This is a genomic window from Streptomyces sp. NPDC088350 (assembly GCF_044753545.1).
In the GTDB taxonomy this organism is placed as follows: domain Bacteria; phylum Actinomycetota; class Actinomycetes; order Streptomycetales; family Streptomycetaceae; genus Streptomyces.
The window spans coordinates 857,098-883,216 of record NZ_JBIVNL010000003.1 but is presented as its reverse complement, the minus strand read 5'-3'; the positions used below and the strand labels follow the sequence as shown (position 1 = coordinate 883,216).

Below are 26,119 nucleotides of genomic sequence, written 5' to 3'. Positions count from 1 at the left end.
GTCAGTTGCACTCGTGTCACGGAAGAACATCTACCGGTTCAGGCCCCACCACAAAGGCGAATCGGCAGATTGATCACGACCCGATACGCGCCCTAGCGTGGCCGGTGCCCAGTGGGGGCAGTGGCACGCGAACGTGAGGGATGTCGATGATCGAGGCGCAACAGCTGACGAAGCGGTACGGGGAGAAGACGGCGGTCGACCGGCTGGACTTCGTCGTCAAGCCGGGCACGGTCACCGGCTTCCTGGGCCCGAACGGCGCCGGGAAGTCCACGACGATGCGCATGATCGTCGGCCTGGACGCGCCCACCAGCGGCACCGTCACGGTCAACGGCAAGCCCTACGCCGAGCACACCGCGCCGCTCCAGGAGGTCGGCGCGCTCCTGGAGGCCAAGTCGATCCACCCGGGCCGGTCCGCGTTCGACCACCTGATGGCACAGGCCCACACCCACGGCATCCCGCGCCGCCGGGTCGACGAGGTCATCGAAATGACCGGCCTCCAGTCGGTGGCCAAGAAGCGGGCCGGGGCCTTCTCCCTCGGCATGGGGCAGCGGCTCGGCATCGCCGCCGCGCTCCTCGGCGACCCGGCGACCGTCATGCTCGACGAACCGGTCAACGGCCTCGACCCCGAGGGCGTGCTGTGGATCCGCAACCTGCTGACCGGGCTCGCGGCGGACGGCCGTACCGTGTTCGTCTCCTCGCACCTGATGAGTGAGATGGCGCTGGTCGCCGACCACTTGATCGTCGTCGGACGGGGACGGCTGCTCGCCGACACCACCGTCCAGGACCTGGTACGGCACGCGGGCGGCGACACCGTCACCGTGGCCTCCGAGCAGCCGGCCAAGCTGCGCGAGGTGCTCGCCGGTCCCGGTGTCGAGATCACCGGCGAGGTCGGCTCCGAGGAACTGCACGTCACCGGGCTGACCGCGCGGGCCATCGGCCGCAAGGCCGCCGAGCACGGCATCCCGCTGTTCGAACTCAGCGCGCGGACCGTCTCCCTGGAACAGGCCTTCATGGACCTGACCCGGGACGCCGTCGAGTACCACGGCTCCAGCACCCTAGAAACCCCCGGGAGGGCCGCGTGAGCACCATCACCGCGACCGACAGCGCCGCACCCGCAGAGGTACGGCAGGTCCGTCCGCCGTACAAGGTCACCGGGCGCCGCGTGCTGCGCTCCGAGTGGGCCAAGCTGTGGTCCCTGCGCTCCACCTGGATCACCCTGGGCCTGGGCCTGCTGTTCCTGATCGCCTTCGGCCTGATCTCCGCCGCGCACTACAAGTCCGAGTACGGCTCCGGCCATCTGCGGCCCGACGACGCCAACGCCACCGCGCTCGGCATCTCCCTGTTCGGCACGAACTTCGCGCAGCTCGCCCTCGGTGTGCTGGGCGTCCTGGTCACCGCCGGCGAGTACTCGACCGGCATGATCCGCTCCACGCTGGCCGCCGTACCGCGCCGCCTGCCCGTGCTGTGGTCCAAGGCCCTCGTGTTCGGCGTGGTCGCGCTCGGTGTCTCCCTCGTCGGTGTCTTCGTGGTGTTCCCGATCGCGAGCGGCATCGTCTCCGGCACCCCCGCGGCCCTCACGTTCTCCCACTCCGGTGTCGTCCGCAGCCTGTTCGGCGCCGGTCTCTACCTAGGCCTGGTCGGTGTGATCGGCACCGCGCTGGGCGCGCTGCTGCGCTCGGTCGCCGGCGGCATCTCGGTGCTGGTCGCCTCGCTGATGCTGGTGCCCGGACTGATCTCGCTGCTGCCCAGCTCGTGGCAGGACAACATCAGCCCGTATCTGCCGAGCAACGCGGGTGAGGCGATGTTCTCGCTGACCCATGACGCGACGACCCTCTCGCCGGTCGCCGGACTGCTGGTCTTCCTCGGCTGGACGGCGCTCGCGCTGGGCGGGGCCGCGTACCGGCTGGTGCGCTCCGACGCCTGACACAGGCTCCCCTCGCGGCCACGGCGCGGCATCCGTCCTGTTCACCGGGCGGGTGCCGCGCCGACGCTCCCTGCGGGGGAGCCCCACAATGGACAGGTGACCTCGATGAACCCGGACCAGTGACACCGATGAGCCTCGACGACCTCGCCCACGCGCCGTTCGGTGAGGCGGACCTGCCGTGGAGCCACCCCGTGGCGGGCGGGCTGTCCCGGTTCGGCCGGCGGATCAAGCAGGGCGACCGGAGACATCCGTGGGTGCTGGACACGGCCCTGATCGCCGTGGTCGTGCTGATGTTCTGCCTGCCGGACCTGGTGGACGGCGACGACGGCCGACGGCGCGGCTTCGACAACAGCTTCATCCACCTGCCCTGGCCGGCGACCGTCGCCCTGCAGGCGGGCCTGGTGCTGCCGCTGCTGTGGCGGCGCCGCAGGCCGACCCTGGCCTTCGCCCTGATCGCCGGGGTGTTCTTCGTCCAGGCCGCGCTCGGGGTCTGGCTGCGCGCCGACGTCGCCCTGCTCATCTCCCTCTACAGCCTGGTCCTGCACGGGCAGTTGCGCCGGCTGCCCGCCGCCTGCGCCGTGACCCTCGCCGCCCTGGGACTGTTCGCCCTGCGGCTGCCGTCCGAAGTCCCTGTCCTGGACGCGCTGTTCGTCCTGTTCAGCACGATCACCGCCGCCGTCGCGCTCGGCTTCGTCGTCCGTATCCGGCGCGCCCAGCTCGCCGTACTGCGCGACCGGGCCGCCCGCCTGGAGGTCGAGCGCGACCAGCGCAGCAAGCTCGCCGCCGCCGCCGAACGCACCCGCGTGGCACGGGAGATGCACGACATCATCGGCCACAACCTCTCCGTCATCATCACCCTCGCCGACGGCGGCGCCTACGCCACCGACCTCGCCCCCGAACGCGGCAAGCAGGCCCTGCTCCTCATCGGCGACACCGGCCGCCAGGCGCTCGGTGAACTGCGGCGCATGCTGGGCGTGTTGCGGGTCCAGACCGCCGCCCCGGACGCCCCCGAACTCAGCCCCCAGCCGGGCGTCGCCGACGTCGACGCCCTGTGCGCCCGGATCCGCGCGGCCGGCCCGCAGGTCGTGTACCGCACCGGCGGCGAGCCGGCCGCCCTGGATCGCGGGGTCCAGCTGACCGTGTACCGCATCGTGCAGGAGGCGCTCACCAACGCCCTCAAGCACGCGGGCCACGACACCCGCGTCGAGCTGGCGGTGAACGTCGAGGACGCGCGGGTGCACATCGACTGCCACGACACCGGCCCCGGCGAGATCGCCGCCGGGCCCGTACCGGGCCACGACGAAGGACACGGACTCGCCGGCATGAGAGAACGCGCCGCCCTCTACCACGGCACCGTCACCGCCGGACCCGCCCCCGGCGGCGGCTGGACGGTACGGGTCACCCTCGACCTCACCCCGCTCGACACGATCGGGGGCGCGGCATGACGACCGTCCTCATCGTGGACGACCAGCCCCTCCAACGCCTCGGTTTCCGGATGCTGTTGGAGGCCACCCCCGACACCGAGGTGGTCGGCGAGGCCGGGCACGGGGGCGAGGCGGTGCGGATGGCCGCCGAACTGCGTCCCGACGTGATCCTGATGGACGTACGGATGCCCGGCATGGACGGCATCGAGGCCACCCGCCGCGTCGTCGCGGCCGGCGACCGCTCCCGCGTCCTCATCCTCACCACCTTCGACCTCGACGAGTACGCCCACGAGGCGCTGCGCGCGGGAGCCAGCGGCTTCCTCCTCAAGGACGCCCACCCCGAGGAACTCCTCGCCGGCATCCGCGCGGTGGCCTCCGGCGACGCGGTCATCGCCCCCGCGCTGACCCGCCGCCTGCTGGACGCCTACGCCCAGCACCTCCCGAAACGCTCACCGCAAGGCCCGTCGGCCGCACCCGCGACGGACGACCCCCGTATCCGCGCCCTGACCGAACGCGAGCACGAGATCCTCGTCGCGATCGGCCGGGGCTGGACCAACGGCGAGATCGCCGAGCGCCTCTTCCTGTCCGAGTCCACGGTGAAGACCCACGTCGGCCGTGTCCTGGCGAAGGTCGGCGCCCGCGACCGCATCCAGGCCGTCATCCTCGCCTACGACCTCGGCCTCGCCCGCCCCAACGCACCTGAGCAGTGACCGCCCGGTGCTCCCCGCCGGTTGACCACCGCCCCACGAACCCCCTGCTCACACCGGGTTTCCCGGTCGTCCCACCGACGGGCAACAGGAAACCCGTCGACCTCCCCCGTCCCCCGGGACAGGCTGATCCCGTCAGCACGAAGGACCGCCTGCGACGACGCAGGAGACCCACTAGGGGGAAACATGCGCAAGATGTTGGGCGCCGCCGCCGCGTTCGCGACCGCGGCCACCGCGGTGGTGGCGATGAGCGGAGCGGCCCAGGCCGCGCCCGCCAGTGGCAGCACGGTGTACGGGTGTCCGTCAGGGGCGGTGTGCATCTATGGCCAGGGCGTCTACCCGCCCGACAACCCGAACCCGACCAACGTGTACTACAGCTACGGCGCCCACAACCTGAGCAACCAGCTCGGCTACCACTACGTCATCAACAACCAGTACGGCGGCGCCTCCGCGAGCCTGTGCAACAACTACGGGGGTACCGGCTGCGTCTACACCCTCGCGCAGGACTACGCGGTCTACTACGACCTCACCCCCATCAACTCCATCACCCTCAACAGGCCGTAGCGGGATCCTTCGCCACGGGGGAGGGACTGCCGGGACCGGCCCACGCCGGTCCCGGCAGTCCCGTTTTCGCCACTCCGGGTGAAACGCCTGGCTCCCTGTCCGACCCCCGCAGTAACCTGGGCATCCGCCGTCTCACGATCCGGGCAGGCCGGTGCCAGGGGGGACGCCTTGGGGGACCAGGCACACGACCACGCGGGCGCCGACCGGACCGACCAGCCGGAAAGCACCGCGCAGGCCACGCTGTCCTTTCCCGCGCAGCTGAGACGGCTGCGCGGGGAACGCGGACTGTCGCTGGCCGACCTCGCACGCCAGACGCACTACAGCAAGGGCTATCTCAGCAAGATCGAGACCGGTGTCAAGCGCGCGACCGTCGACGTGGCCCGTCAGTGCGACCACATCCTGCGCGCCGAGGGCGAGTTGCTCCGGCTGGTGGAACCGGGCAGGGAGCGCGGCAACGATGTCACCGCTCCGCCGTGCCCCTACCGCGGACTGTCGGCGTTCACCCCGCAGGACGCCGGCTGGTTCTTCGGCCGGGAGCGGGCCACGGCCGCGCTGGTCGAGCGGGTGTTCCAACGCGTGGGCGGCGGACCGCTGTTGCTGGTCGCCCCGTCCGGCGCCGGCAAGTCCTCCCTCCTGAACGCCGGCCTCGTCCCCGCACTCCGCCGCCCCGGCGGTTTCCCGATGCCGGGCGCCGACCGCTGGCCGGTGGTCGCGCTGACGCCCACCGTCCATCCGCTGGACGAACTCCTCGAACGGACGGCGAAGGCCCTCGGCAGCGATCTCGACCTCACCGCACGGCAGGTGGCGGACCGCCCCGCGGCCCTGCTGGAAGCGGTCCGCGCCCGCACGGACGGCACCCCGCCGGGTCCCGACGGCCGCCGCCCGCCACCGGCCCTGCCGGTGCTGCTCGTCGACCAGTTCGAGGAACTGTTCACCCTCTGCTCCGACGAGGGCGAGAGACGGGCCTTCGTCCGGGTGCTGCGCGCGCTGTCCACTGGCCCCGACCCCGCCGTCGTCGTGCTCGGCGTCCGCGCCGACTTCTCCGGACGCTGCCTCGAACTCCCCGAACTCGCCCCGGTGTTCACCGACGGACTGTTCGTCCTCCTCCCGATGTCCGTCGCGGAACTGCGGGAATCCATCACCCGCCCCGCCGAACTCGCCGGCGTCACCCTCGAACCCGGCCTCGTCCCCCTCCTCCTGCGCGACGCGGGACTGCGCGACGAACCGGCCGGCGCGACCGGCTCCACCGCCCCCGACGACACCCCGTCCGGCGCCCTGCCCCTCGTCTCCCACGCCCTTCTCGCCACCTGGCAGCAGCGCGAGGACACCACCCTCACCGTGGCCGGATACGAGCGCACCGGCGGCATCCAGGGCGCCATCGCCCGCACCGCCGAGACCGTGTTCGCCCAGCTGTACCCGGCCGAGCAGAAGACGATCCGGCGCGTCCTGTCCCGGCTCGTCCACGTGTCCGACGACGGGACCGTGGCGACCCGGCGCCGGGCCAGCCGTAGCGCGCTGATGGAGCAACTCGGCGACGCGGACGGCGCGTCGGCCGCGCTCGACGTGTTCGTGCGGGCCCGGCTGATCACCGTGGACCGCGACACCGTGGAGATCACCCACGAGGCGCTGCTGCACGCCTGGCCCCGGCTGCGCGACTGGATCCACGCCGACCGGGCCGGACTCCTCATCCACCAGCAACTCGCCCACGCCGCCGCCGAATGGGAGCGCGAGGACCACGACCCGTCCGCCCTCTACCGGGGCACCCGCCTCGACACGGTCCGCGCCTGGGCCGACGACCTCGACGGCCGCAGCCGCCTGGGCCCCCGCGAAGAGGCCTTCCTCCAGGCCAGTCAGGCGGAGGAGGACACCCGCCGCCATCTGGCGAGACGTCAGATCCGGTTCAGGCAGGCCCTGTTGGCGACTCTCGCCGTCCTGCTCGGTCTCGCCGTGACCGCCGGCGGCCTCGCCTACCAGCAGCGCGCGAGCGCCCTCGACCAGGAGCGCGTCGCCCGCTCCCAGGCCCTCGCCGTGCAGTCGACCTCCCTGGCCGGCGGCCAGCCCGAGGCGTCGATGCTGCTCGCCGAGGAGGCCTACCGCGCCGACCGCACCCCCGAGGCACGCGGAGCCCTGCTGAGCACCCAGGCCCAGGCCTTCTCCGCCCGCCTCGTCGGCGACAAGGGGCCGGTCAACTCGGTCGCCTTCGCGCCGGACGGCCGGCTGCTGGCGACGGCCGGCGGCGACGGCACCGTACAACTGCGCCGTACCGCCGACCACCGCGCGGTCGCCGAGTTCACCGTTCCCGGAGGGTGCCGGTCCGCCGCCTTCAGCCCCGACGGGTCCCTGCTCGCGGCGACCTCCACGGCCGGGGGTGTACGGATCTGGGGCACCGCCGACCACCGGGTGCGGACCCTGCTGCCCGTGCGCACCAGGGGCGCCCGCGCGCTCGCCTTCGACCCCCGCGGCCGTACCCTCGCGATCGCCGCCGCCGACGGCTCGGTCCAGCTGTGGGACACCGGCGGCGACCATCCGTCCGAGGTACGGCTCGTCGGGCACACCGGGCGGGTCGACGCGCTGGCCTACGCCCCGGACGGCCGGACCCTCGTCTCGGGCGGCTCCGACCGGACCCTACGCCTGTGGGACACCGACCGGGGCCGGGCCCTCGCCGTCCTCAGGGGGCACACCGACGAGGTGCTCGGGGTGGCGTTCGCGCCGGACGGGCGGAGCGTGGCCTCCGGGGGCATCGACCGGACCGTACGCCTGTGGGACGTGGGCTCGCGCCGGAACACCGCGATCCTCACCGGGCACAGCGACGACATCAACGCGGTCGCCTACACACCCGACGGCGCGACCGTCGTCAGCGCGAGCGGCGACGGCACGACCCGCCTGTGGGACGTGCGCACCGGACGCACGGCCGCGATCCTCGCCGGGCACACCGACTACGTGATGTCCGTCGCCGTGGACTCCACCGGGACGACCCTGGCCACCGGCGGGTTCGACCAGTCCGTGGTGCTGTGGGACCTGCGCGGCCCGGTGCTGTCGGCACGTCCGTTCACCGAGGTCACGCAGGCCGCGTACAGCCCGGACGGCAGACTTCTCGCGACCGCCGACGCGGACCACACCGTCCGGCTGTGGGACGTGGCGCGGCGCCGGGTCGTGGCGACGTTCACCGGCCACCGCGAGAGCGTGTTCTCCGTGGCGTTCGCGCCGGACGGCCGCACCCTCGCCTCGGCCGGCTCCGACGGCACGGTCCGGCTGTGGGACGTCCGGGCCCGCCGCCCGCTCGGAGTCCTCACCGGCCACACCGGGGACGTCTTCTCGGTGGCGTTCGCCCCGGACGGGCGCACCCTCGCCTCCGCCGGTTCCGACCGCACGGTCCGGCTGTGGGACGTGCCGACGCACCGTCGACTCGCCGTCCTCACCGGCCACACGGACTCCGCCAACGACGTCACGTTCAGCCCCGACGGCCGCACCCTCGCCAGCGCGGGCGACGACCTGACCGTGCGCCTGTGGGACACGGCCACGCACCGCCCGCTCGCCACCCTCACCGGACACACCGGCGCCGTGCGCGGGGTGGCCTTCAGCCCCGACGGGCGGACCCTCGCGAGCAGCGGCAACGACGGGACCGTCCGCCTGTGGGACGTCCGCCACCGCCGCGCCGAGGCCTCCCTGACCGGCCACACCGGATCCGTGCGCGGCATCGCGTTCTCCCCGGACGGCCGCCTCCTCGCGAGCAGCGGCAGCGACCGTACGGTTCGGCTCTGGGACGTGCCCGGACGGCGGCCGTGGGCCACCCTCACCGGGCACACGAACGCGGTGTGGGGCGTCGCGTTCGCCCCGGACGGGCGGACCGTCGCCAGCGGCAGCAACGACGGGACCGTACGCCTGTGGGACCTGGACCCCGGCGTCCAACTCGCCCGAATCTGCCGCCTGCGCAAGGCAATTGGCCCTCGCGAGCGCAGGACGCTGATGCCGGGACTGCCCGTGTCCTTCACCCCAGGGTGCGCGAAGCCCTGAGGCGGATCGTCAACTGCCGCTGGTGGGACGGGGTTTCCCCAGGGTTTCCCGTTGCCCTTCGGGGTGGGGCGACGCCCGGTCCTCGACCGGCCGGGGCACGGTCGGCAGGCTGAGGGACGACCACTCACGGCACACAGAAATCGGGGGTCCCGGCATGCTCCGGCGGACCGGAATCATCGGCACACTCATCGGGCTCTTCGCCCTCCTCCTCTGGGCACCCGCGGCCGTCGCCGCCCCGGCGACGAGCGGTTGCGGTGTCCTCGCACCGGGCGCCTCGGCCGCCGCGCAGAGCGCGATCGCCGCCGCCTGCGCCCAGGTCGACGCGGGCACCTGGTACACGTGGAGCGGCGGCCACGGCGACCAACCGGGCGCCACCTACGGCAGGTACGACGGCGTTGACGAGGCCAGCAGGGACGACGGCTCCCGGCTCGGCTTCGACTGCTCGGGTCTCGTCCGCTACGCCTACGCGCAGGCCGCCGGCTCCGACATCCTCAACGGCGACGCGAGCCGGCAGTACTACACGACCCGCGCCGCCGCCCGCTTCACCGCCGCCCAGGGCGAGGCCCCGCTGCTCCCCGGCGACCTCCTGGCCTACGGCTCCTCGGCGGACCTGCACCACATCGCGATCTACCTCGGCGCGGGCAAGATGGTCGAGGCCAGGCAGTCGGGCACGCATCTGATGGTCAGTGATGTCCGCCTGGGCGGCGACTACTTCGGGGCCGTCCGCGTCAACACCGGTGCGGTGACCGGGCATGTCTTCCGCACCTGGGGCACCGGGGTGTGGACGAAGACGGCACCCTCCGTGAGCGCCGGCCGCGTCTACGCCTTCCCCGACGCGACCAGCATCCGCGTCGAGTGCCAGAAGCACGCGGAGACCGTCACCTCCGACGGCTACACCAACGACGCCTGGGCCTACCTGCCCGACTACAAGGCATGGATGACCAACATCTACATCCAGGGTCCGGCCTGGCTCGACGGCGTCCCCACCTGCGCCTGACCGCCCGCCCCCGAAAAATCCGGTGCCCCACCACCCCGGGCTTCCCTACACTCGCCACATCCGTTGACGAGTGAGGGGAGCCCGCCGTGCGTGACCGCACCGCCGTGATCCTCGTGTCCTCGTCCCTCCGGTACCCGCCGCGCGGCCGGTACCGGACACCCGTGACGAGTCACTGACGTACCGTCAACTCACTTCTCTCGTACGGGAATCGCGCCGCCCTGCACGGAATCACTCTCGAAAGGCCACGGGCCGTGCGCACCGAACTCCCTCTCACCCACCCGCTCTCCGCCGTCCGCAACCTGGGCATCCTCGCCCACGTCGACGCCGGCAAGACGACCGTCACCGAGCGGTTCCTCTACCTCACCGGCAGCACGCACAAGCGCGGTGAGGTCCACGACGGCACCACCGTCACCGACTTCGACCCCCAGGAGCGCGACCGTGGCATCACCATCTTCGCCGCGGCCGTCACCTGCGCCTGGGACGGTCACCGCGTCAACCTGATCGACACCCCGGGACACGTCGACTTCGCCGACGAGGTGGAGCGTTCGCTGCGCGTCCTCGACGGCGCGATCGCGGTGTTCGACGCGGTCGCGGGCGTGGAGCCGCAGAGCGAGTCGGTGTGGCGCCAGGCCGACCGGTACGGCGTGCCGCGCATCGCCTTCGTCAACAAGCTCGACCGCGCGGGCGCCGACCTCGACACGGCCGTCGCGTCGATCCGCGAACGGCTCCATCCGGCGCCGCTGGTCGTGCAGTTGCCGATCGGTACGGAGGACGGCTTCACCGGGGTCGTCGACCTGCTGCGCCTACGGGCCCTGGTGTGGACCGACGGCGGCGATGCGCCGGAGGAAGTCCCGGTACCGGAAGGCATGTTGGCGGAGGCGCGGCGGCGCAGGCGCTTGCTGGAGGAGGCGGTGGCGGAACTGCACCCGGTCGCCCTGGAGGAGTTCTACGCCGCATCCACGCTGTCCGCCGGGACGTTGAGCGCGGCGCTGCGCGATCTGACCCGCACCGGCGACGGTGTGGTCGTGCTGTGCGGCTCGGCCTACCGCAACCGCGGCATCGAACCGCTGCTGGACGCCGTGGTGGCGTATCTGCCCTCCCCGCTGGACGTGCCGGCGGTAAGGGGAACGGGCGAGGACGGCGGTGAGCAGAGGCGAGCCCCCGACCCCCAAGTCCCGTTCTCCGCGCTGGCGTTCAAGGTGAGCGCGACGGCGGCCGGACGGCTGACGTATCTGCGGATCTATTCGGGCACGATCGAGAAGGGAGACACGGTGTGGGACCCGGGGACGCGGCGCACCGAGCGGATCGGGCGCATCCTGCGCGTGCAGGCCGACCGGCACGAACGCCTGGACCGGGCGGTCGCCGGGGACATCGTCGCCGTGGTCGGACTCAAGTCCGCCCGCGCCGGTTCGACGCTGTGTGCCCCCGGCGCCCCGCTGCTCCTCGAACCGCCCGCGGTCGCCGACCCGGTGGTCTCCGTGGCGGTCGAGGCCCGCAGGAGCACCGACACCGACCGACTGGCATCGGCCCTGGCCCGACTGGCCGAGGAGGACCCCTCCCTGGTCGTGCGGACCGACGCCGAGACCGGCCAGACGGTCCTGTCCGGCATGGGCGAACTGCACCTGGAGGTCGCGGTGGAGAAGATCCGCCGGGCCACGGGTGTGGACGTCAACGTCGGCCGCCCCAGGGTCGCTTACCGGGAGACGGTCCTGCGCGGAGTGACCGGCCGGGTCTACCGGCACGTCAAACCGGACGGAGGATCAGGCCAGTTCGCGCACGTGGTGTTCGACGTCGAGCCGCTCGACGGCCTCGGCTTCGAGTTCCGCTCGGCGGTCGTCGGTGGGCGGGTGCCGCAGGAGTACGTCCGCTCGGTGGAGACCGGGTGCCGTGATGCCCTCACCGAGGGGCCGATCGGCGGCTTCCCGGTGACCGGACTGCGCGTGACGCTGACCGACGGGGCGACCCATGTGAAGGACTCCTCGGAGCAGGCGTTCCGCACGGCCGGCCGCCTCGGCCTGCGCGAAGCCCTGCGCGCCTGCGCGACGGTCCTCCTCGAACCGGTCGTCGAGGTCACCGTCACCGTGCCCGAGGACGCGGTCGGCGGAGTCCTCGGAGACCTCGCCGCACGGCGCGGCCGGGTCACCGGCTCGACGATCCGGGGCGGTTCGGCGATCGTCACGGCGACCGTGCCGCTGGCCGAACTCTTCGGCTACGCCACGCGGTTGCGCGGCCGGACACAGGGCCGGGGGACGTTCGCGGCCCGGTCGTCGGGGTACGCGCCCGCGCCGAGTGCGGTGACCGTCCGGTGACGGTGGCGGGTGCGGACCGAAGGGGGAGCTTCGGCCCGCACCCGCCACGTACTCGGGGACTCCGGGGGTCTCATGGACCCTCGGAATCTCAGGGGTACGAGACCACCGTCGACGGCACGGTCGACGTGCCCGAAGTCGCCGCGCCCGTCTCGTTGACGACGTGTTCGTACTGGCCCTGCCCGCCGAGCGAGACGACCAGCAGGTCGTGGAACCTCACGCCCGACCGGGTGGGGGCCGCGAAGCCGTTGTGCTGCACGATCGTCGGGTCGACGTTGTAGTAGCAGTAACTGCCGAGGCCCCAGCCCTCGTGCACCGTCACGTTGTCACCGACCTTGTAGGCCGCGTACCCCTTGATCGAGCCGTTCTGGATCGCCGCCTGGTTCGGGGCGTCGTACGCCTTCTCGTTCTGGAAGAAGATCGTGCGGCCCCGCTCGCCGTTCCACTGGACGTCGTACTTGTTGAAGTGCTCGACGAACAGGCCGGTGAACAGCACGTCGGCGCCGTTGACCACGACGCCGTAGTCGGCCCGGTTGGTGTCCCAGCCGACGCCCGTGCCGTGGTCGGCGCGCCAGACCCAGGTGTGGTCGACGATGGTGTGCCGGTTGTTGACGACCATGCTGGTGGTGGCCTTGCCGGCGCCCGCCCCGCCGATGCGCACGAACACGTCCTGCACGGTGGTGGGGTTGGCGGAGTGGTCCGTCGTGGTGCCCGAAGGGCCCACTTCCAGCAGGGTGGTGGAGTTGACCGTGCCGGCGTCGATCAGGAGACCGGCCAGCCGTACGCCGTCCACGTCGGCGGTCTTCAGGGCCGTAACCCCGTTGTCGGGGACGAGAGTTGCGTACCCCAGGCCGAGAACAACGGTGTTGGCCCGGTTCACCTGGATCGGCCGGTCGAGGTGGTAGATCCCCGGGGTCAGCAGGAGGTGAAGTCCCTGGGCGAGCGCCTGGTTGAGGGTGGCCGCCGTGACGCCCGGCTTCGCGACGTAGAACTGCGACAGGGACAGCGAGGTGCCGCGCGGTGTGCCGTTGCCCCAGGTCACCCCGCTCGCGTTGGTGCGCTTCTCGGGGAGGAAGACGCGGTACTCGGAGCCGTTCAGGTAGAGGAAGGGCTTCTCACGGGAGACGGGGGTCGTGGCCAGCGTGGTGTACACCGGGTTCGGGAAGCCCTGTGCCGGTGCGCCCTGCACGCCTGAGAAGACCATGTTCCAGACGCCGTTGAGCCAGCTGCCGATCACGCTGTCCCGGGTGTACCACTGCTGCTGCGAGTACGGCTGGACCTGGCCGTCGATCCGGCTGTCGGCGAGGTAGCCGCCGCTGGCCCAACCGTAGCCGGTGGGCGAGAGGTTGAGGCTGCCGCGTACGTGCATCCGACGGAAGGGGGCCGCCTGAGCCACGGCCCATCTGCCGGTGCCGCTGACGGGGACCAGCGCGAGGTTCTCCGCCGAACGCCAGAAGTTCTGGGTGGCGTTGCCGTTGAACCAGCCGGCGTCGACCGTGACATCGCCGTTGATGGTGGTGTCGTCGGGGGAGAGGCCGAGACCCGAGATCGAGGTGTAGAAGCCGAGTTGGGCGTTGAGCCCGCTGTACGTGCCCGGCTTGAACAGCAGTTGACAGCGGCCCGTGCCGAACTGGGCCGTCTCCTGCTGGGCGAAGATCTGGTCCAGCTTCGCCTGGATGCCGGCCGTCGACGGGTCGAAGACGATGACGTTCGGGCCGAGATCGCCACCGCCGGGCAGGGCGGCGGGCTTCACCGCTGTCGGGGCGGCCGAGGCGGGCGTCGGCAGCCCCGACAGCGCGGACGCGGCGGCTGCTGCGCCGAGGACGGTTCTGCGTCGAACTGAGGACATGTCGCGGCTCTCCTTGTTCATGAAATGAACGCCGGTGGGGTGGGGAGCGCTCTCTCGCGGGGGAATGCTTCAGGGCCGTGAACGCGGCAGTCAAGAGGTACGACCGAGTTCGACGAGTGGCGTCCAAACTCTTGACGCCTCTGGCTCCCGAGGTTTAACTCACGTCCTAAATTAAGTCGTGAGTGCACTCCCTGAAGGGAAACCCGGAGCATGCGCAGCATCCGAGCCGCGGCCGTAGGCGCCGTCACCATGTCACTCGCTCTTGCGGCCACGGCCTGCGGAGGCGGTTCGTCGACGGGCGGGGGGTCGAACGACTCGCCCAAGACGCTCACCTACTGGGCCTCCAACCAGGGCGCCGGCATCGCGATCGACAAGAAGGTCCTGCAGCCGGAACTCGACAAGTTCAAGAAGCAGACCGGCATCACGGTGAAGCTGGAGGTCGTGCCCTGGTCCGACCTGCTCAACCGCATCCTCACGGCGACCACTTCGGGCCAGGGTCCAGATGTCCTGAACATAGGCAACACCTGGAGCGCCTCCCTCCAGGCGACCGGCGCCTTCCTCCCGTGGAGCGCGGCCGACTTCGCGAAGATCGGCGGCAAGGACCGCTTCGTCGACTCCGCGCTCGGCTCCACCGGCGCCACCGGCAAGGACCCGGCCGCCGTCCCGCTGTACTCGATGGCGTACGCGCTCTACTACAACAAGCAGATCTTCGCCGACGCCGGCATCTCCGGGCCTCCCGCCACCTGGGCCGAGTTGGTCGCCGACGGGAAGAAGATCCAGGCCAAGGGCAAGCAGGGGCTCGGTGCCGAGGGCGCCAACGTCTCGGAGAACATCCACCACGCCTTCGTCTTCGCCAAGCAGCACGGCGCCGACTTCTTCCGCGCCGGCGAGCTGGCCGACTTCACCAACGACGGTGTCGTGGCAGCCGTCAAGCAGTACGTCGACCTGATGGCCAAGGACAAGGTCATCCCGGTCGGCAACGCCGAGTACGCGCAGAACCAGTCCGTCAGCGACTTCGCCAAGGGCAGGACCGCGATGCTGCTGTGGCAGTCGGCGTCCGCCAACCTCAAGTCGCAGGGCATGAGCGAGAGTTCGTACGGCATCGCGCCCGTGCCCGTGCAGTCCGGCGCCCCCGGCACCGGCGCGCAGGTCAACTCGATGGTGGCCGGAATCAATCTCGCCGTCTTCAAGAACACCGACAACCTCGACGGCTCCATCCAGTTCGTGAAGTTCATGACGAGCGACGCCGAGCAGAAGATCCTCAACACCGCCTACAGCTCCATCCCGCCGGTGAAGACCGCGCAGCAGGACACGGCGTTCAACACCCCGGCGAACTCCGTCCTCAAGAACACCCTCGCCACCAGCGTCGCCGCGCTGCCGCAGGTCGCCGACGAGTCCCAGTTCGAGACGGCGGTCGGCACGGCCGTCAAGAACCTGTTCGCCGACGCCGCCGCCGGACGCGCGGTCACCACCGCGTCCGTGAAGGCGGAGCTGGAAAAGGCCCAGCAGCAGATGCCGGCGAAGTGAGTGCGACTGTGACGAGCACTGTCACCCCGGAGGCCGCCGTGCGGAAGAACCCTTCCGGCCCGGCGGCCCCGGGCCGGCGCCCCCGCCGTACCGACCGGATCCGCCGCATCGGACTGCCCTACCTGCTGCTCCTGCCCGCCCTGATTCTCGAACTCCTGGTCCACCTGGTGCCGATGGTGATCGGCATCGTCATGAGCTTCAAGGAGCTGACCCAGTTCTACATCCGGGACTGGGGCACCGCGCCCTGGTCCGGCTTCGACAACTACAAGGTGTCGGTGGACTTCAGCGCCCCCGTCGGCAAGGCGCTCCTCCACTCCTTCTTCGTCACCGTCGGCTTCACCCTGCTCTCGGTCGGCCTCTGCTGGCTGATCGGCACGGTCACCGCGATCTACCTGCAGGACGACTTCCGCGGCCGGGGCCTGTTGAGAGCGCTCTTCCTCGTCCCGTACGCGCTGCCGGTCTACGCGGCCGTCATCACCTGGGTGTTCATGTTCCAGCACGACAACGGCCTGGTGAACCACGTCCTGCACGACCAGCTCCACCTCACCGGCAAGCCGTCGTTCTGGCTGATCGGCGACAACAGCTTCTACGCCCTGCTGATCGTCTCGGTGTGGAAGGGCTGGCCGTTCGCCTTCCTCATCGTGATGGCCGGCCTCCAGAACATCCCCAAGGAGCTGTACGAGGCGGCGTCGATCGACGGCGCCGGCCGCCTGCAGCAGATCCGCCGCATCACCCTCCCGGCACTGCGCCCGGTCAACCAGGTACTGGTCCTCGTCCTGTTCCTGTGGACGTTCAACGACTTCAACACGCCCTACGTCCTGTTCGGCAGGTCGGCACCGGAGGCCGCGGACCTCATCTCGGTGCACATCTACCAGGCGTCGTTCGTCACCTGGAACTTCGGCACCGGCTCCGCGATGTCGGTCCTGCTGCTCCTGTTCCTGCTCGTCGTCACCGGCGTGTACCTGGTGCTCACCTCACGAGGACGGAGGACGGCCGATGTCTAGCCCCACCTCACCGATGGCCCCGCCCCGCTCCTTCCTCTGGTCGCGGCGGATCTTCCTCACCCTGCTCGCGGGCTTCGTCCTGGTGCCGGTGTACGTCATGCTCTCCAGCTCCCTGAAACCGCTCTCGGACGTCACGGGCACGTTCCGCTGGCTGCCGAGCGGGCTCACGATCCGCCCGTACATCGACATCTGGTCGACGGTCCCGCTCGCGAAGTACTTCCTGAACTCGCTGATCGTGTCCGTCGCCGCGACGGTCTGCTCGGTGGTGATCGCGGTCTTCGCCGCGTACGCCGTCAGCCGCTACGAGTTCCGCAGCAAACGCGTCTTCACGGTCACCGTCCTGTCCACCCAGATGTTCCCCGGCATCCTCTTCCTCCTCCCGCTGTTCCTCCTCTACGTCAACATCGGCAACGCCACCGGCATCGCCCTGTTCGGCTCGCGCGGCGGTCTGATCCTGACGTATCTGACCTTCTCCCTGCCCTTCTCCATCTGGATGCTGATCGGCTACTTCGACTCCGTGCCACGGGACTTGGACGAGGCCGCCCTGGTCGACGGCTGCGGTCCGCTCGGCGCGCTGCTGCGGGTCGTCGTACCCGCCGCGATACCCGGCATCGTCGCGGTCGCCGTCTACGCCTTCATGACCGCGTGGGGCGAGGTCCTCTTCGCCTCCGTGATGACCAACGACGCCACCCGCACGCTCGCCGTCGGACTCCAGGGCTACTCCACGCTCAACGACGTGTACTGGAACCAGATCATGGCCGCCTCGCTGGTCGTCAGCGTGCCCGTGGTCGCCGGCTTCCTGCTGCTCCAGCGCTATCTCGTCGCCGGGCTGACAGCGGGCGCCGTCAAGTGACCGAACCGACCAACTCCGCTGACCGTAAAGGGACTTCAGTGACCATCGACTTCGCCGCACTCCCGCACGACTTCCTGTGGGGCACGGCCACAGCGGCGTACCAGATCGAGGGGGCCGTCGCCGAGGACGGACGCGGGCCGTCGATCTGGGACACCTTCTCGCACACCCCCGGCAAGATCGCGAACGACGACAACGGCGACGTCGCCTGCGACCACTACCACCGCTGGCGCGAGGACATCGGCCTGATGCGTCAACTCGGCGCCAACGCCTACCGGTTGTCGATCGCCTGGCCCCGGGTGCTCCCCGGCGGCGACGGCCCGGTGAACCCCAAGGGCCTCGCGTTCTACGACGAGTTGGTGGACGGACTCCTCGACGCGGGCATCACTCCCTCCGTCACCCTCTACCACTGGGACCTGCCCCAGGCGCTCCAGGACCGGGGCGGCTGGCCCGAGCGCGCGACCGCCGAGCACTTCGCCGCGTACGCGTCGGTCGTGGCCGAACGCCTCGGCGACCGCGTCACCCACTGGACCACCCTCAACGAGCCCTCCTGCTCGGCCTGGATCGGCCACCTGGAAGGCAAGATGGCCCCGGGTTGGACCGACCTGACGGCAGCGGTCCGCGCCTCCTACCACCTCCTCCTCGGCCACGGCCTCGCGACGCAGGCGATCCGCGCCGCCGCCCCGAATGCCCAGGTCGGCATCGTCAACAACCTCTCCACCGTGTATCCGGCCACCGACCGCGCCGAGGACGTCCAAGCGGCCCGCCGCCAGGACGGCCACGTCAACCGCTGGTGGCTCGACCCGATCCACGGCCGCGGCTTCCCGGCGGACATGGTCGAGACGTACGGCGTCGAACTCCCCGAGCAGGCGGGCGACTTGGAGACCATCGCCGCCCCGCTCGACTGGCTCGGCCTCAACTACTACTTCCCGGCGACCGTCGCCGACGACCCCACCGGCCCCGCCCCCTGCACCCGCGCCGTGCGCCGCCTCGGCGTCCCGCGCACCGGCATGGACTGGGAGATCGACGCCTCCGGCATAGAGACCCTCCTGCTCCGTCTCACCGAGGAGTACGACCCGCGCAGGATCCACGTCACCGAGAACGGCTCGGCGTTCCCCGACGTCGTACGCCCCGACGGCACCGTCGACGACCCCGAACGCCAGGACTACCTGGTTCAGCACCTCGCCGCCTGCGCCTCGGCGGCCCGCAAGGGCGCCCCGCTGGCCGGCTACTTCGCCTGGTCGCTGCTCGACAACTTCGAGTGGGCGTACGGCTACGAGAAGCGGTTCGGCCTGGTCCACGTGGACTACGAGACCCAGGTCCGCACGATCAAGGGCTCCGGCCACCGGTACGCGGACATCATCCGCGACCACCGCGGCCGGGCCCGGCGCGCGGCCTGAGCGCGGCACCGGACCGGCCCGTTCGCCGTACGACAATCCGGTTGCCGCAGGTCCGGCCCCCTGACAGGCTCACGCCCATGCCGATCTTCGCCGCACCCGACGGAACCCGCCTCGCGTATCACGAGTCCGGCGACGGACCGCCCTTGGTCTGCCTCCCCGGCGGACCGATGCGGGACTCGGCCTACCTGGGCACGCTCGGCGGCCTGACCGCCCACCGCCGCCTGATCCGGCTGGATCTGCGCGGCACGGGCGCGTCGGAGGTGCCGGACGACCCGGCGTCGTACCGCTGCGACCGCCTGGTGGGCGACGTCGAGGCGCTGCGCGAGCACCTGGGCCTCGACCGGGCGGACCTGCTCGCCCATTCGGCCGGCGCGAACCTGGCCGCGCTGTACACGGCCCGCCACCCGGACCGGGTGTCACGGCTGGCGCTGATCACCCCCAGCGTCTACGCGGTCGGCATCCGGATCTCCGCCGGGGACCGGCTGGAGACCGCGCGACTGCGCCGGTCCGAACCGTGGTTCGGACCGGCGTTCGCCGCCCTGGAGGACATCACCGCCGGCCGTGCCACCCCCGACTCCTGGCAGGCCATCGCGCCCTTCTCCCACGCCCGTTGGGACGAGTCGGCGCGCGCCTTCGAGGAGGCCGACGCGAAGGAGAAGAACCCGGAGGCCGCGACCGTCTACACCGCCGAAGGCGCCTTCCAACCCGACGACACCCGCGCGGCCCTGGCCGGCTTCACGTCTCCGGTGCTCGTGCTGGCGGGTGAGTGGGACATCGCGGGTCCGCCGCGTGCGCTGGCGGAGTACGCGGGACTGTTCCCGAACGCCGAATTCGTGGTGCAGCCGGGCGCCGGACACCTGCCGTGGCTGGACGACGCCGGGCGCTTCGTCTCGCTGCTGCTCTCCGTCAGCAGTCCCTGAACTCCGGTGACTGGTTCAGGACTTGGGAGCGCGGCGACGTGAACCGCGCGTGCGTCTCCCCGCCCAGCGCCTCCGGACGGAACGCCGCCACCCGATGGCAGTTCTGGAAGGCCAGTGCCACCCCGAAGTGGCGCTCCAGGCTGCCCCGGATCGCGTCGCTGGCCAACGCGCGGAGGAGCTGGCCTCGTTCCTTTTCGGACGGGGGCGGGGTCTGGTTGTCGGTGAAGTCGGCGGTGCCGTCGTGGAGTTCGGCCGCGAGGCCGGCGACCAGGTCGTAGGCGTAGGGCAGGGACGTGCGGACCGTGTCCACGAAGTCCGCCTCGCGGATGTCACCGTGCTCGGCTTCGGCGAGGAGCTTCGGGGAGACGTCGAGAGACATGAAAAGGGGTGTCCTGTCCGGTAGTTGGTGAGTGAGTGGTGGTCGTCAGGTGAGTGGCGTCGGGCCCGGTACGTAGTCCGGGTCCACCTGGGCGGCCAGGTCCAGGCCCGTCGCCCGGTCCGCCCACGCCCGCGCGTTGCGCAGGTGGAAGTCGACGGCGTGGCGGTGCAGGGTCGGCCAGTCGCGCGGGTGGGCGTCGACGGTGTCACGGAGGACGTTCAGGGCGTGACGGTTGTGCTGCTCCAACTCGCCCTGGGTACGTCCCTGTTCGGCCGCGCGTACCCAGGGGGAGTGGACCAGGTGGGTCAACAGGTCGTCGCCCACCTCCTCCTTGAGGAAGAGCAGGTCGTCCTCGCCGGTCACCTTGTTGCCGACGACGGCGACGCGGATGCCGAACTCCCGTGCGTGGTCGCGGTACTGGCGGTAGACGGAGACGCCCTTGCGGGTGGGTTCGGCCACCAGGAACGTCAGGTCGAAGCGGGTGAAGAGGCCGGAGGCGAAGGCGTCGGCGCCGGCCGTCATGTCGACGACCACGTACTCGCCGGGGCCGTCGAGCAGGTGGTTCAAGTACAGCTCCACCGCGCCGAGTTTGGAGTGGTAGCAGGCCACCCCGAGGTCGCTCTCCTCGAACTCGCCCGTCGCCATCAGCGGCACGTCACCCGCGCGGACCACGTGCCGGGCGTGCACCTCGTCGTCGCCGAGCAGCCGCAGCAGGCGTGAGCCGCGCCCCGGCGGGGTGGTCTTGATCATGGCCTCGCGGGAGGCGACACGCGGGTTGGTGCCGCGCAGGAAGTCCTTGAGTTCGCCCAGGTGGGCGCCCAGGGGCGGGGCGGTGACCGGTTCGGTGTCCGGGGACAGCGCCTGCGCCAAATGCTGGTTGATGTCGCCGTCGACGGCGAGCACGGGGGCGCCGGAGCGGGCCAGATGGCGGGCGAAGAGGGCCGACAGCGTGGTCTTGCCGCTGCCGCCCTTGCCGACGAACGCGACGCGCACTACCGGTCCGCCACGATCGCGGTTTTGAAAATGAATGTCATGTGGCTAGGTTTTAGGGGTCGGCCGCAGGGCTGTCAAATCGGGAGCGGCCGTTCAGGGTGGCCGCCGGGCGCGATCAAGGACCGGAGACTTAATGCATATGATGTGCAAGTGCTTGACTACTGCATCAGGGCGGCAGGCCCCGACGACGTCGACGGTGCGCGTGCCGTGATGCTCGACACCGTCTACCGCGACTTCGCCACCGGCTACGTGCCCCGCTGGCACGCCGACATCATCGACCCGGCCGCCGCCTACCTGGCCCCGGCCCGCCACACCCTCCTCGTGGCACTCGACCCCGCCGACGGCGCGGTCGTCGCCACCGCCGCCCTCGACTCCCGCGGCCCGGCCCACCCGCCGAACCCGCGCGCCCTCGCGGAGCGCTACCCCTCCGGCGGGACCGCGCAACTGCGCCGCGTCTACGTCCGCCCCGGGCACCGCCGCCGCGGCCTCGCCCGGCGCCTCGTCGCCGAACTCCTCGCGTTCGCCGCGGCCGACGGCGGCTACCGCGCCGCATATCTGCACACCGATCCCGCCGTGCCCGGCGCCGAGGCGTTCTGGCGCTCGCTCGGGAAGGTCGTGCACGACGAGCGCGACGATCCCGGCCGCGGCGGCCACGGGATCGTGCACTTCGAACTGGCGATGGGGCGGTAGACGCGATGCGATACCGACGAACCCGCCCTGCCCGGCTGCTCCTTGCGCTCGCTCTCGCCCCGCTCCTCGCCGGGTGCTTCGCCTCCGCCGGTGAGGAGAGCGGGCAGACGACCGGGAAGTCCGGCTCCCGGCTCCGGGTGGCCCTCGCGTTCCCGCCCGCCGAGAACCTCTCCCCCTACGGCGCCGACGCCACCCTCCTCAGCCGCCTCGGCGTCACCGAAGGCCTGACCTCCCTGGACGCCAACGGCGCCGCCGCCCCCGCGCTCGCCCGTTCCTGGCAGCGCGAGGGCGACCGCGGCTGGCTGTTCACCCTGCGCGAGGCCACCTTCCAGGACGGCACCGAGGTCACCCCGGCCCGCGTCGCCGCCGCCCTCACCCACGCCACCGAGGCGAAGCCCGCCCCGGCCGCCCTCTCCGGTGTCACCCTCACCGCCGAGCCCGCGGGCGGCGACCGCGTACGTGTCACCACCGAATCCCCCGACCCCGTACTGCCGTTGAGGCTGGCCGGCCCCGCGCTCGCCGTCCTCTCCCCGAAGGCCTACGACACGAAGGGCCGCGTCGACCCGGTCGGCACCGCCACCGGTCCCTTCGCACTGACGAAGGTCACCGGCTCCACGGCGGCCACCCTCGACCGCTTCGACGACTACTGGGGCGGCCTCGCGCAGGCCCAGGGCATCGACGCGCGGTTCATCGCGGACGGCACCGCCCGCACCAACGCCCTGCGCACCGGCCAGGTCGACATCGCCGAGGCGATACCCGTCGCCCAGGCCGCCACCCTCGACGCGGGCACCCGCCGCGAGACCGCCACCACCCGCACCACGAGCCTCCAACTCAACACCAGGACAGGGCCGTTCAAGGACCCGAAGCTCCGCGCCGCCGCCCGCGAGGCCGTCGACACCTCCGCACTCGCCAAGGGTGTCTACGAAGGCCACGCCGACACCGGCCGGGGTGTCTACGGCCCCGCCGTCACCTGGGCCGCGGGCGAACGCGAGCAACCGGTCGGGCGGGGGCAGGCCGCGACGCCGAACGGGGCGGCGATCACCCTCGCGACGTACGACAACCGGCCCGAACTCCCCGAAGCCGCCCAGGTGTTGAAGCAGCAGCTGGAACAGGCCGGATTCACGGTGAAGTTGGAGGTCCGCGAGTACTCGCGGATCGAGAGCGACGCCCTGGCCGGGAAGTTCGACGCGTTCGTCGTCGCCCGCAACACCCTGGTGGACACCGGCGATCCGGTCGCGGTGCTCGCCAGCGACTACACCTGCGACGGCGGCTACAACCTCGCCCTGCTGTGCGACAAGGACGTCGACCGGGCCGTCGCGAAGGCCCAGGGCACCGCCGACACCTCCGCCCGGCAGAGCGCGGCGATGGCGGCCGAGGCCGAGATCCTCGGCACGGACGCCGTCGTGCCGCTCGTCCACCAGCGGGTCGTCACCGGCGTCGGCACCTCCGTCGCGGGCGTGCTCCTCGACCCCTACGAGCGCACCCTCGTCGGCACCGGAACCCGGCGCTGAACCATGCCGCACCGCACGGCCACGGTCCTGTGGCGCGCCTTCCTCGCGGCGGCCCTGGTGTGCGCCGTGGGCCTGCTGCCCTGGCTCTCCCGCACCGACCCGGCACTCACCGTGCTCAAGGCGCGGTCGGCGGAACGCGACCCCGATCCCGAGGTGCTCGCCGCCGTCCGCGCCCAACTCGGCCTCGATGACGGCCCGTTGCGGCTGCTCGGACGATGGCTCTGCGGACTCCCGCGCGGAGACGCCGGGCGGTCGTGGATTTCCGGGGACGCGGTCGTGCCCGGGGTGCTCCAAGCCCTGGGCGCGTCCCTGCTGCTGATGGGCGCGGCGCTCGTGGTGGCCTTCGTCACCGCCGCCACGGTGTGCGCCCGCACGCTGCGGCGGGGCGGAGCGACCGGGTCGCGCTCCGGCGGCACCGGCTCCGCCGTTCTCGCCGCGCTCCCCGAGTTCCTCACCGCGTCCGTGCTCGCCACCGTCGTCGGAGTGCAACTCGGCTGGCTGCCCGCCCTCGGCTGGTACGGGCCGCGCTGGATCGTGCTGCCCGCGCTCGCGCTCGGGCTGCCCGCCGGGGCCGTGCTCGGGCGGCTGCTCGACGACCTGCTGCCCGGCGCGTTCGCCGAGCCGTGGGTACGGGCCGCCGCCGCGCGGGGGCTGCCGGAACGGACCATCGCCCGGAAGGCCGTACGCCGTTGCCTGCCCGGCCTGTTGCCGAACACGGGGTTGTTCGTCGTCGGACTCACCGGCGGCGCCGTCGCCGTCGAGCAGATCTTCGACATCCCCGGACTCGGCCGCACCACCCTCCAGGCCGCCCTGGCCCAGGACCTGCCCGTCCTCCAGGCCGGCACCCTCGCCCTCCTCCTGCTCGCCGCCGTCGCCGCCGGACTCTCCCGCCTCGCGACCCGCCTCCTCACCGGCCCCGCACTGCGCGCCGACGCCCTCCCGTCCCTCCACGGACCCACCCCGACTCCCCGACGAACCCTGCCCGTTGTCTACGGCGCCCTGCTCCTCGGCGTCGTCGCGCTCGGGCTGCCCCGCGACCCGCTCGCCCTGAACACCCGCCTGCGTCTCCAACACCCCACCTGGGCCCACCCGTTCGGCACCGACGCGCTCGGCCGGGATCTCCTCGCGCGGGTCGCCCACGGCGTAGTCGACACCCTGCTGCTCGCCCTCGCGATCAGCGCCGTCGCGCTCGCCACCGGCGTTCTGCTCGGGCTGCTGCCCCGGGTCTCCGGGCCGCTCGTCGACACGGTGAACGCCGTACCGCCGGTCCTCGCCGCGCTGTTGGTCACCGCCGTGGCCGGAAACGGCGGCGGCACCCCCGCCCTCGCCGTCGCCGCCCTCGCCTGGACGCCGCTCGCCGCGCACACCTCCGCACTGCTGCGGCAGGAACGCGCCACCCTGCACATCACCGCCACCCGGGGCCTGGGCGCGGGCCGTTGGCACATCCTGCGCCACGAACTGCTGCCCGCCGTCCTGCCGCCCGTCACCCGGCACGCCCTGCTCCGGCTGCCCGGGGTCGCCCTCGCCCTCGCCTCGCTCGGCTTCCTCGGCCTCGGCGCCCAACCGCCCTCCCCGGAGTGGGGCCTCCTCCTCGCCGAGAACCAGCCCTACGCCGAGCGCGCCCCCTGGGCCGTCCTCGCCCCCGCCGCCGTACTCGCCCTGCTCGGCGCGCTCGCGGTCACGGAGGCCGGAGGCGTGCGCACCACCGGAGCCGCCCGAACCACCCGAGCGACCCGGGCCACCCGAGCCTCCGGACATGGGGAGTTGGCCGCCCGATGACCTCCGTGGCCCTCGCGCGTACCCCGCTCTCCCCACTGCTCCGGCTGCTGATCCTCACCCAACTCGCCTTCAACATCGGCTTCTTCGCCGTCCTGCCGTTCCTCGCCGCACACCTGGCGGACGTGATCGGCATGGCGGGGTGGCTGGTCGGGCTGGTGCTGGGGCTGCGGACCTTCAGCCAGCAGGGGCTGTTCGTGGTCGGCGGGGCGCTCGCCGACCGGTACGGCGTACGGCCCGTGGTGCTCGCCGGGTGCGTGCTGCGGATCGCCGGGTTCGGCTGGCTCGGGTACGCCGAACGGACCTGGGCGGTCGTGGGGGCCGTCCTGCTCATCGGGTTCGCCGCCGCCCTGTTCTCACCGGCCGTGGAGTCCGAGGTCGCGCGGCAGGCGGTCGAGTGGGAGGAGACGGGCGGGGGTGAACGGACGCGGGTGCTCGCCTTGTTCACCGTCGCGGGCCAAGCCGGCGCTTTCGTCGGGCCGTTGCTCGGTGCGCTGCTGCTCGCGGTGGACTTCCGGGTGGCATGTCTGGCCGGGGCCGGGGTGTTCGTGCTCGTTCTCGCCGGTCATGCGTGGCTGCTGCCCCAGCACATTCCCGGGCGGACGCGCATCCGCGAGAAGGGCGGCATACGGGCGCTGTTGCTCAACCGGCCCTTCCTGGCGCTGTGTTGTGCCTACGGGGCCTATCTCCTCGCGTACAACCAGCTCTATCTCGCCCTCCCCGAGGAGGTCGAGCGAGCGACCGGTTCGCAGGCGCCGCTGGCCTGGCTGTTCGCGCTGTCCTCGCTGCTGGTGGTGACCGCGCAGCTGCCCGTCACGCGCTGGGCGGGGGAGCGGCTCGATCCGCGCCGGTCCATGGCGGCCGGGCTGCTGCTGATCGCCGTGGGGTTCACCGCTGTGGCGCTGGCCCGCCCGGCCCAACCGACGGGCACCACCGGGCTGTTGCCCGCGACCGCCCTCGTCGTCCTGCTCACCCTCGGCCAGATGCTCGTCGCCCCCGTCGCCCGCGCCTGGATCCCGGACCTCGCCGAACCCGGTCGACTCGGCCTCTACACCGGGGCGCTGTCCTCCGTCTCCGGACTGATCGTCCTCCTCGGCAGCGCGGCCACCGGCACCCTCCTCGACACCGGGCTGCCGACCGCGGTGCCGTGGCTGGCGCTGGCCGCGGTACCGGCGGCGGCGATCGCGTTGTTGCCGCGCGGAAAGTGAGCCGCGCCCGGTCTCCCCGTATCCCGGTAGATCAAGGAATGCCCGCACGAGTCACCCCACCCCGACTGAACGTCCC

At 71.9% G+C, this 26,119-nt stretch carries 20 protein-coding genes; 17 read left to right on the top strand and 3 right to left on the bottom strand.

Features of this window, described 5'->3' with window-relative positions; genetic code table 11:
* Positions 1 to 146: 146 nt before the first annotated feature.
* The 8 genes from ACIQBL_RS13860 (at position 147) to fusA (ending at position 11,939) form a co-directional block, all read left to right on the top strand.
* The gene (locus ACIQBL_RS13860) at positions 147 to 1,082 is read left to right on the top strand and encodes an ABC transporter ATP-binding protein (protein ID WP_401940674.1); all 936 of its coding nucleotides are present in this window, start codon (positions 147 to 149) and stop codon (positions 1,080 to 1,082) included.
* On the top strand, positions 1,079 to 1,924 hold the full coding sequence (locus ACIQBL_RS13855) for an ABC transporter permease (protein ID WP_401940671.1): 846 nt from the start codon (positions 1,079 to 1,081) through the stop codon (positions 1,922 to 1,924). Before ACIQBL_RS13860 ends, ACIQBL_RS13855 begins: the two co-directional genes overlap by 4 nt.
* Positions 1,925 to 2,052: 128 nt before the next feature.
* Positions 2,053 to 3,369: a sensor histidine kinase gene (locus ACIQBL_RS13850; RefSeq protein WP_401940669.1), complete on the top strand. Its 1,317-nt coding sequence runs from the start codon at positions 2,053 to 2,055 to the stop codon at positions 3,367 to 3,369.
* On the top strand, positions 3,366 to 4,058 hold the full coding sequence (locus tag ACIQBL_RS13845) for a response regulator (RefSeq protein WP_401940667.1): 693 nt from the start codon (positions 3,366 to 3,368) through the stop codon (positions 4,056 to 4,058). The genes ACIQBL_RS13850 and ACIQBL_RS13845 overlap by 4 nt, the downstream gene beginning before the upstream one ends.
* 183 nt (positions 4,059 to 4,241) lie before the next feature.
* Entirely contained in the window at positions 4,242 to 4,619 is a 378-nt protein-coding gene (locus tag ACIQBL_RS13840) for a hypothetical protein (RefSeq protein WP_401940665.1), read from the top strand.
* A gap of 168 nt (positions 4,620 to 4,787) precedes the next feature.
* The gene (locus ACIQBL_RS13835) at positions 4,788 to 8,633 is read left to right on the top strand and encodes a helix-turn-helix domain-containing protein (RefSeq protein WP_401940663.1); all 3,846 of its coding nucleotides are present in this window, start codon (positions 4,788 to 4,790) and stop codon (positions 8,631 to 8,633) included.
* Between the two features lie 154 nt (positions 8,634 to 8,787).
* On the top strand, positions 8,788 to 9,630 hold the full coding sequence (locus ACIQBL_RS13830; protein WP_401940661.1) for an NlpC/P60 family protein: 843 nt from the start codon (positions 8,788 to 8,790) through the stop codon (positions 9,628 to 9,630).
* A 251-nt stretch (positions 9,631 to 9,881) separates the two neighbouring features.
* Entirely contained in the window at positions 9,882 to 11,939 is a 2,058-nt protein-coding gene (gene fusA, locus ACIQBL_RS13825) for an elongation factor G (RefSeq protein WP_401940658.1), read from the top strand.
* A gap of 88 nt (positions 11,940 to 12,027) precedes the next feature.
* Here the strand turns inward: fusA and ACIQBL_RS13820 are convergent, their stop codons facing one another.
* Complete coding sequence (locus tag ACIQBL_RS13820) at positions 12,028 to 13,785, bottom strand: coagulation factor 5/8 type domain-containing protein (protein WP_401940656.1); 1,758 nt, start codon at positions 13,783 to 13,785, stop codon at positions 12,028 to 12,030.
* A gap of 210 nt (positions 13,786 to 13,995) precedes the next feature.
* On the opposite strand from ACIQBL_RS13820, the gene ACIQBL_RS13815 reads away from it, so the two are divergent.
* From ACIQBL_RS13815 to ACIQBL_RS13795, 5 genes are all read left to right on the top strand, one after another.
* Positions 13,996 to 15,312, top strand: a complete 1,317-nt coding sequence (locus ACIQBL_RS13815) for an ABC transporter substrate-binding protein (RefSeq protein WP_401940653.1) — start codon at positions 13,996 to 13,998, stop codon at positions 15,310 to 15,312.
* An 8-nt stretch (positions 15,313 to 15,320) separates the two neighbouring features.
* Entirely contained in the window at positions 15,321 to 16,316 is a 996-nt protein-coding gene (locus tag ACIQBL_RS13810) for a carbohydrate ABC transporter permease (protein WP_401940652.1), read from the top strand.
* Positions 16,309 to 17,169: a carbohydrate ABC transporter permease gene (locus tag ACIQBL_RS13805; RefSeq protein WP_401940649.1), complete on the top strand. Its 861-nt coding sequence runs from the start codon at positions 16,309 to 16,311 to the stop codon at positions 17,167 to 17,169. The genes ACIQBL_RS13810 and ACIQBL_RS13805 overlap by 8 nt, the downstream gene beginning before the upstream one ends.
* A 38-nt stretch (positions 17,170 to 17,207) precedes the next feature.
* Positions 17,208 to 18,566 carry a GH1 family beta-glucosidase gene (locus tag ACIQBL_RS13800; RefSeq protein WP_401940647.1) on the top strand — a complete coding sequence of 453 codons (1,359 nt, stop codon included), beginning with the start codon at positions 17,208 to 17,210 and terminating at the stop codon, positions 18,564 to 18,566.
* A 77-nt stretch (positions 18,567 to 18,643) separates the two neighbouring features.
* Complete coding sequence (locus tag ACIQBL_RS13795; RefSeq protein ID WP_401940644.1) at positions 18,644 to 19,486, top strand: alpha/beta fold hydrolase; 843 nt, start codon at positions 18,644 to 18,646, stop codon at positions 19,484 to 19,486.
* On the opposite strand, the gene ACIQBL_RS13790 is transcribed toward ACIQBL_RS13795, so the two are convergent.
* Together ACIQBL_RS13790 and ACIQBL_RS13785 are read right to left on the bottom strand one after the other, a co-directional pair.
* The gene (locus ACIQBL_RS13790) at positions 19,473 to 19,865 is read right to left on the bottom strand and encodes an SCO5389 family protein (protein ID WP_401940642.1); all 393 of its coding nucleotides are present in this window, start codon (positions 19,863 to 19,865) and stop codon (positions 19,473 to 19,475) included. The two genes, ACIQBL_RS13795 and ACIQBL_RS13790, sit on opposite strands and share 14 nt — an antisense overlap.
* A gap of 45 nt (positions 19,866 to 19,910) precedes the next feature.
* Positions 19,911 to 20,858 (bottom strand): ATP-binding protein, encoded by a 948-nt coding sequence (locus ACIQBL_RS13785; protein WP_401940641.1) that lies wholly within the window; start codon positions 20,856 to 20,858, stop codon positions 19,911 to 19,913.
* Between the two features lie 150 nt (positions 20,859 to 21,008).
* On the opposite strand from ACIQBL_RS13785, the gene ACIQBL_RS13780 reads away from it, so the two are divergent.
* The 4 genes from ACIQBL_RS13780 to ACIQBL_RS13765 are packed head-to-tail and all read left to right on the top strand — an operon-like array spanning position 21,009 to position 26,043.
* A complete protein-coding gene (locus tag ACIQBL_RS13780; protein ID WP_401940638.1) occupies positions 21,009 to 21,548 on the top strand; it encodes a GNAT family N-acetyltransferase in 540 nt (179 codons plus the stop codon).
* A gap of 5 nt (positions 21,549 to 21,553) precedes the next feature.
* A complete protein-coding gene (locus tag ACIQBL_RS13775; protein ID WP_401940635.1) occupies positions 21,554 to 23,059 on the top strand; it encodes an ABC transporter substrate-binding protein in 1,506 nt (501 codons plus the stop codon).
* 3 nt (positions 23,060 to 23,062) lie between these two features.
* Entirely contained in the window at positions 23,063 to 24,838 is a 1,776-nt protein-coding gene (locus ACIQBL_RS13770) for an ABC transporter permease subunit (protein WP_401940632.1), read from the top strand.
* The gene (locus ACIQBL_RS13765; RefSeq protein ID WP_401940629.1) at positions 24,835 to 26,043 is read left to right on the top strand and encodes an MDR family MFS transporter; all 1,209 of its coding nucleotides are present in this window, start codon (positions 24,835 to 24,837) and stop codon (positions 26,041 to 26,043) included. The genes ACIQBL_RS13770 and ACIQBL_RS13765 overlap by 4 nt, the downstream gene beginning before the upstream one ends.
* Positions 26,044 to 26,119 lie beyond the last annotated feature (76 nt).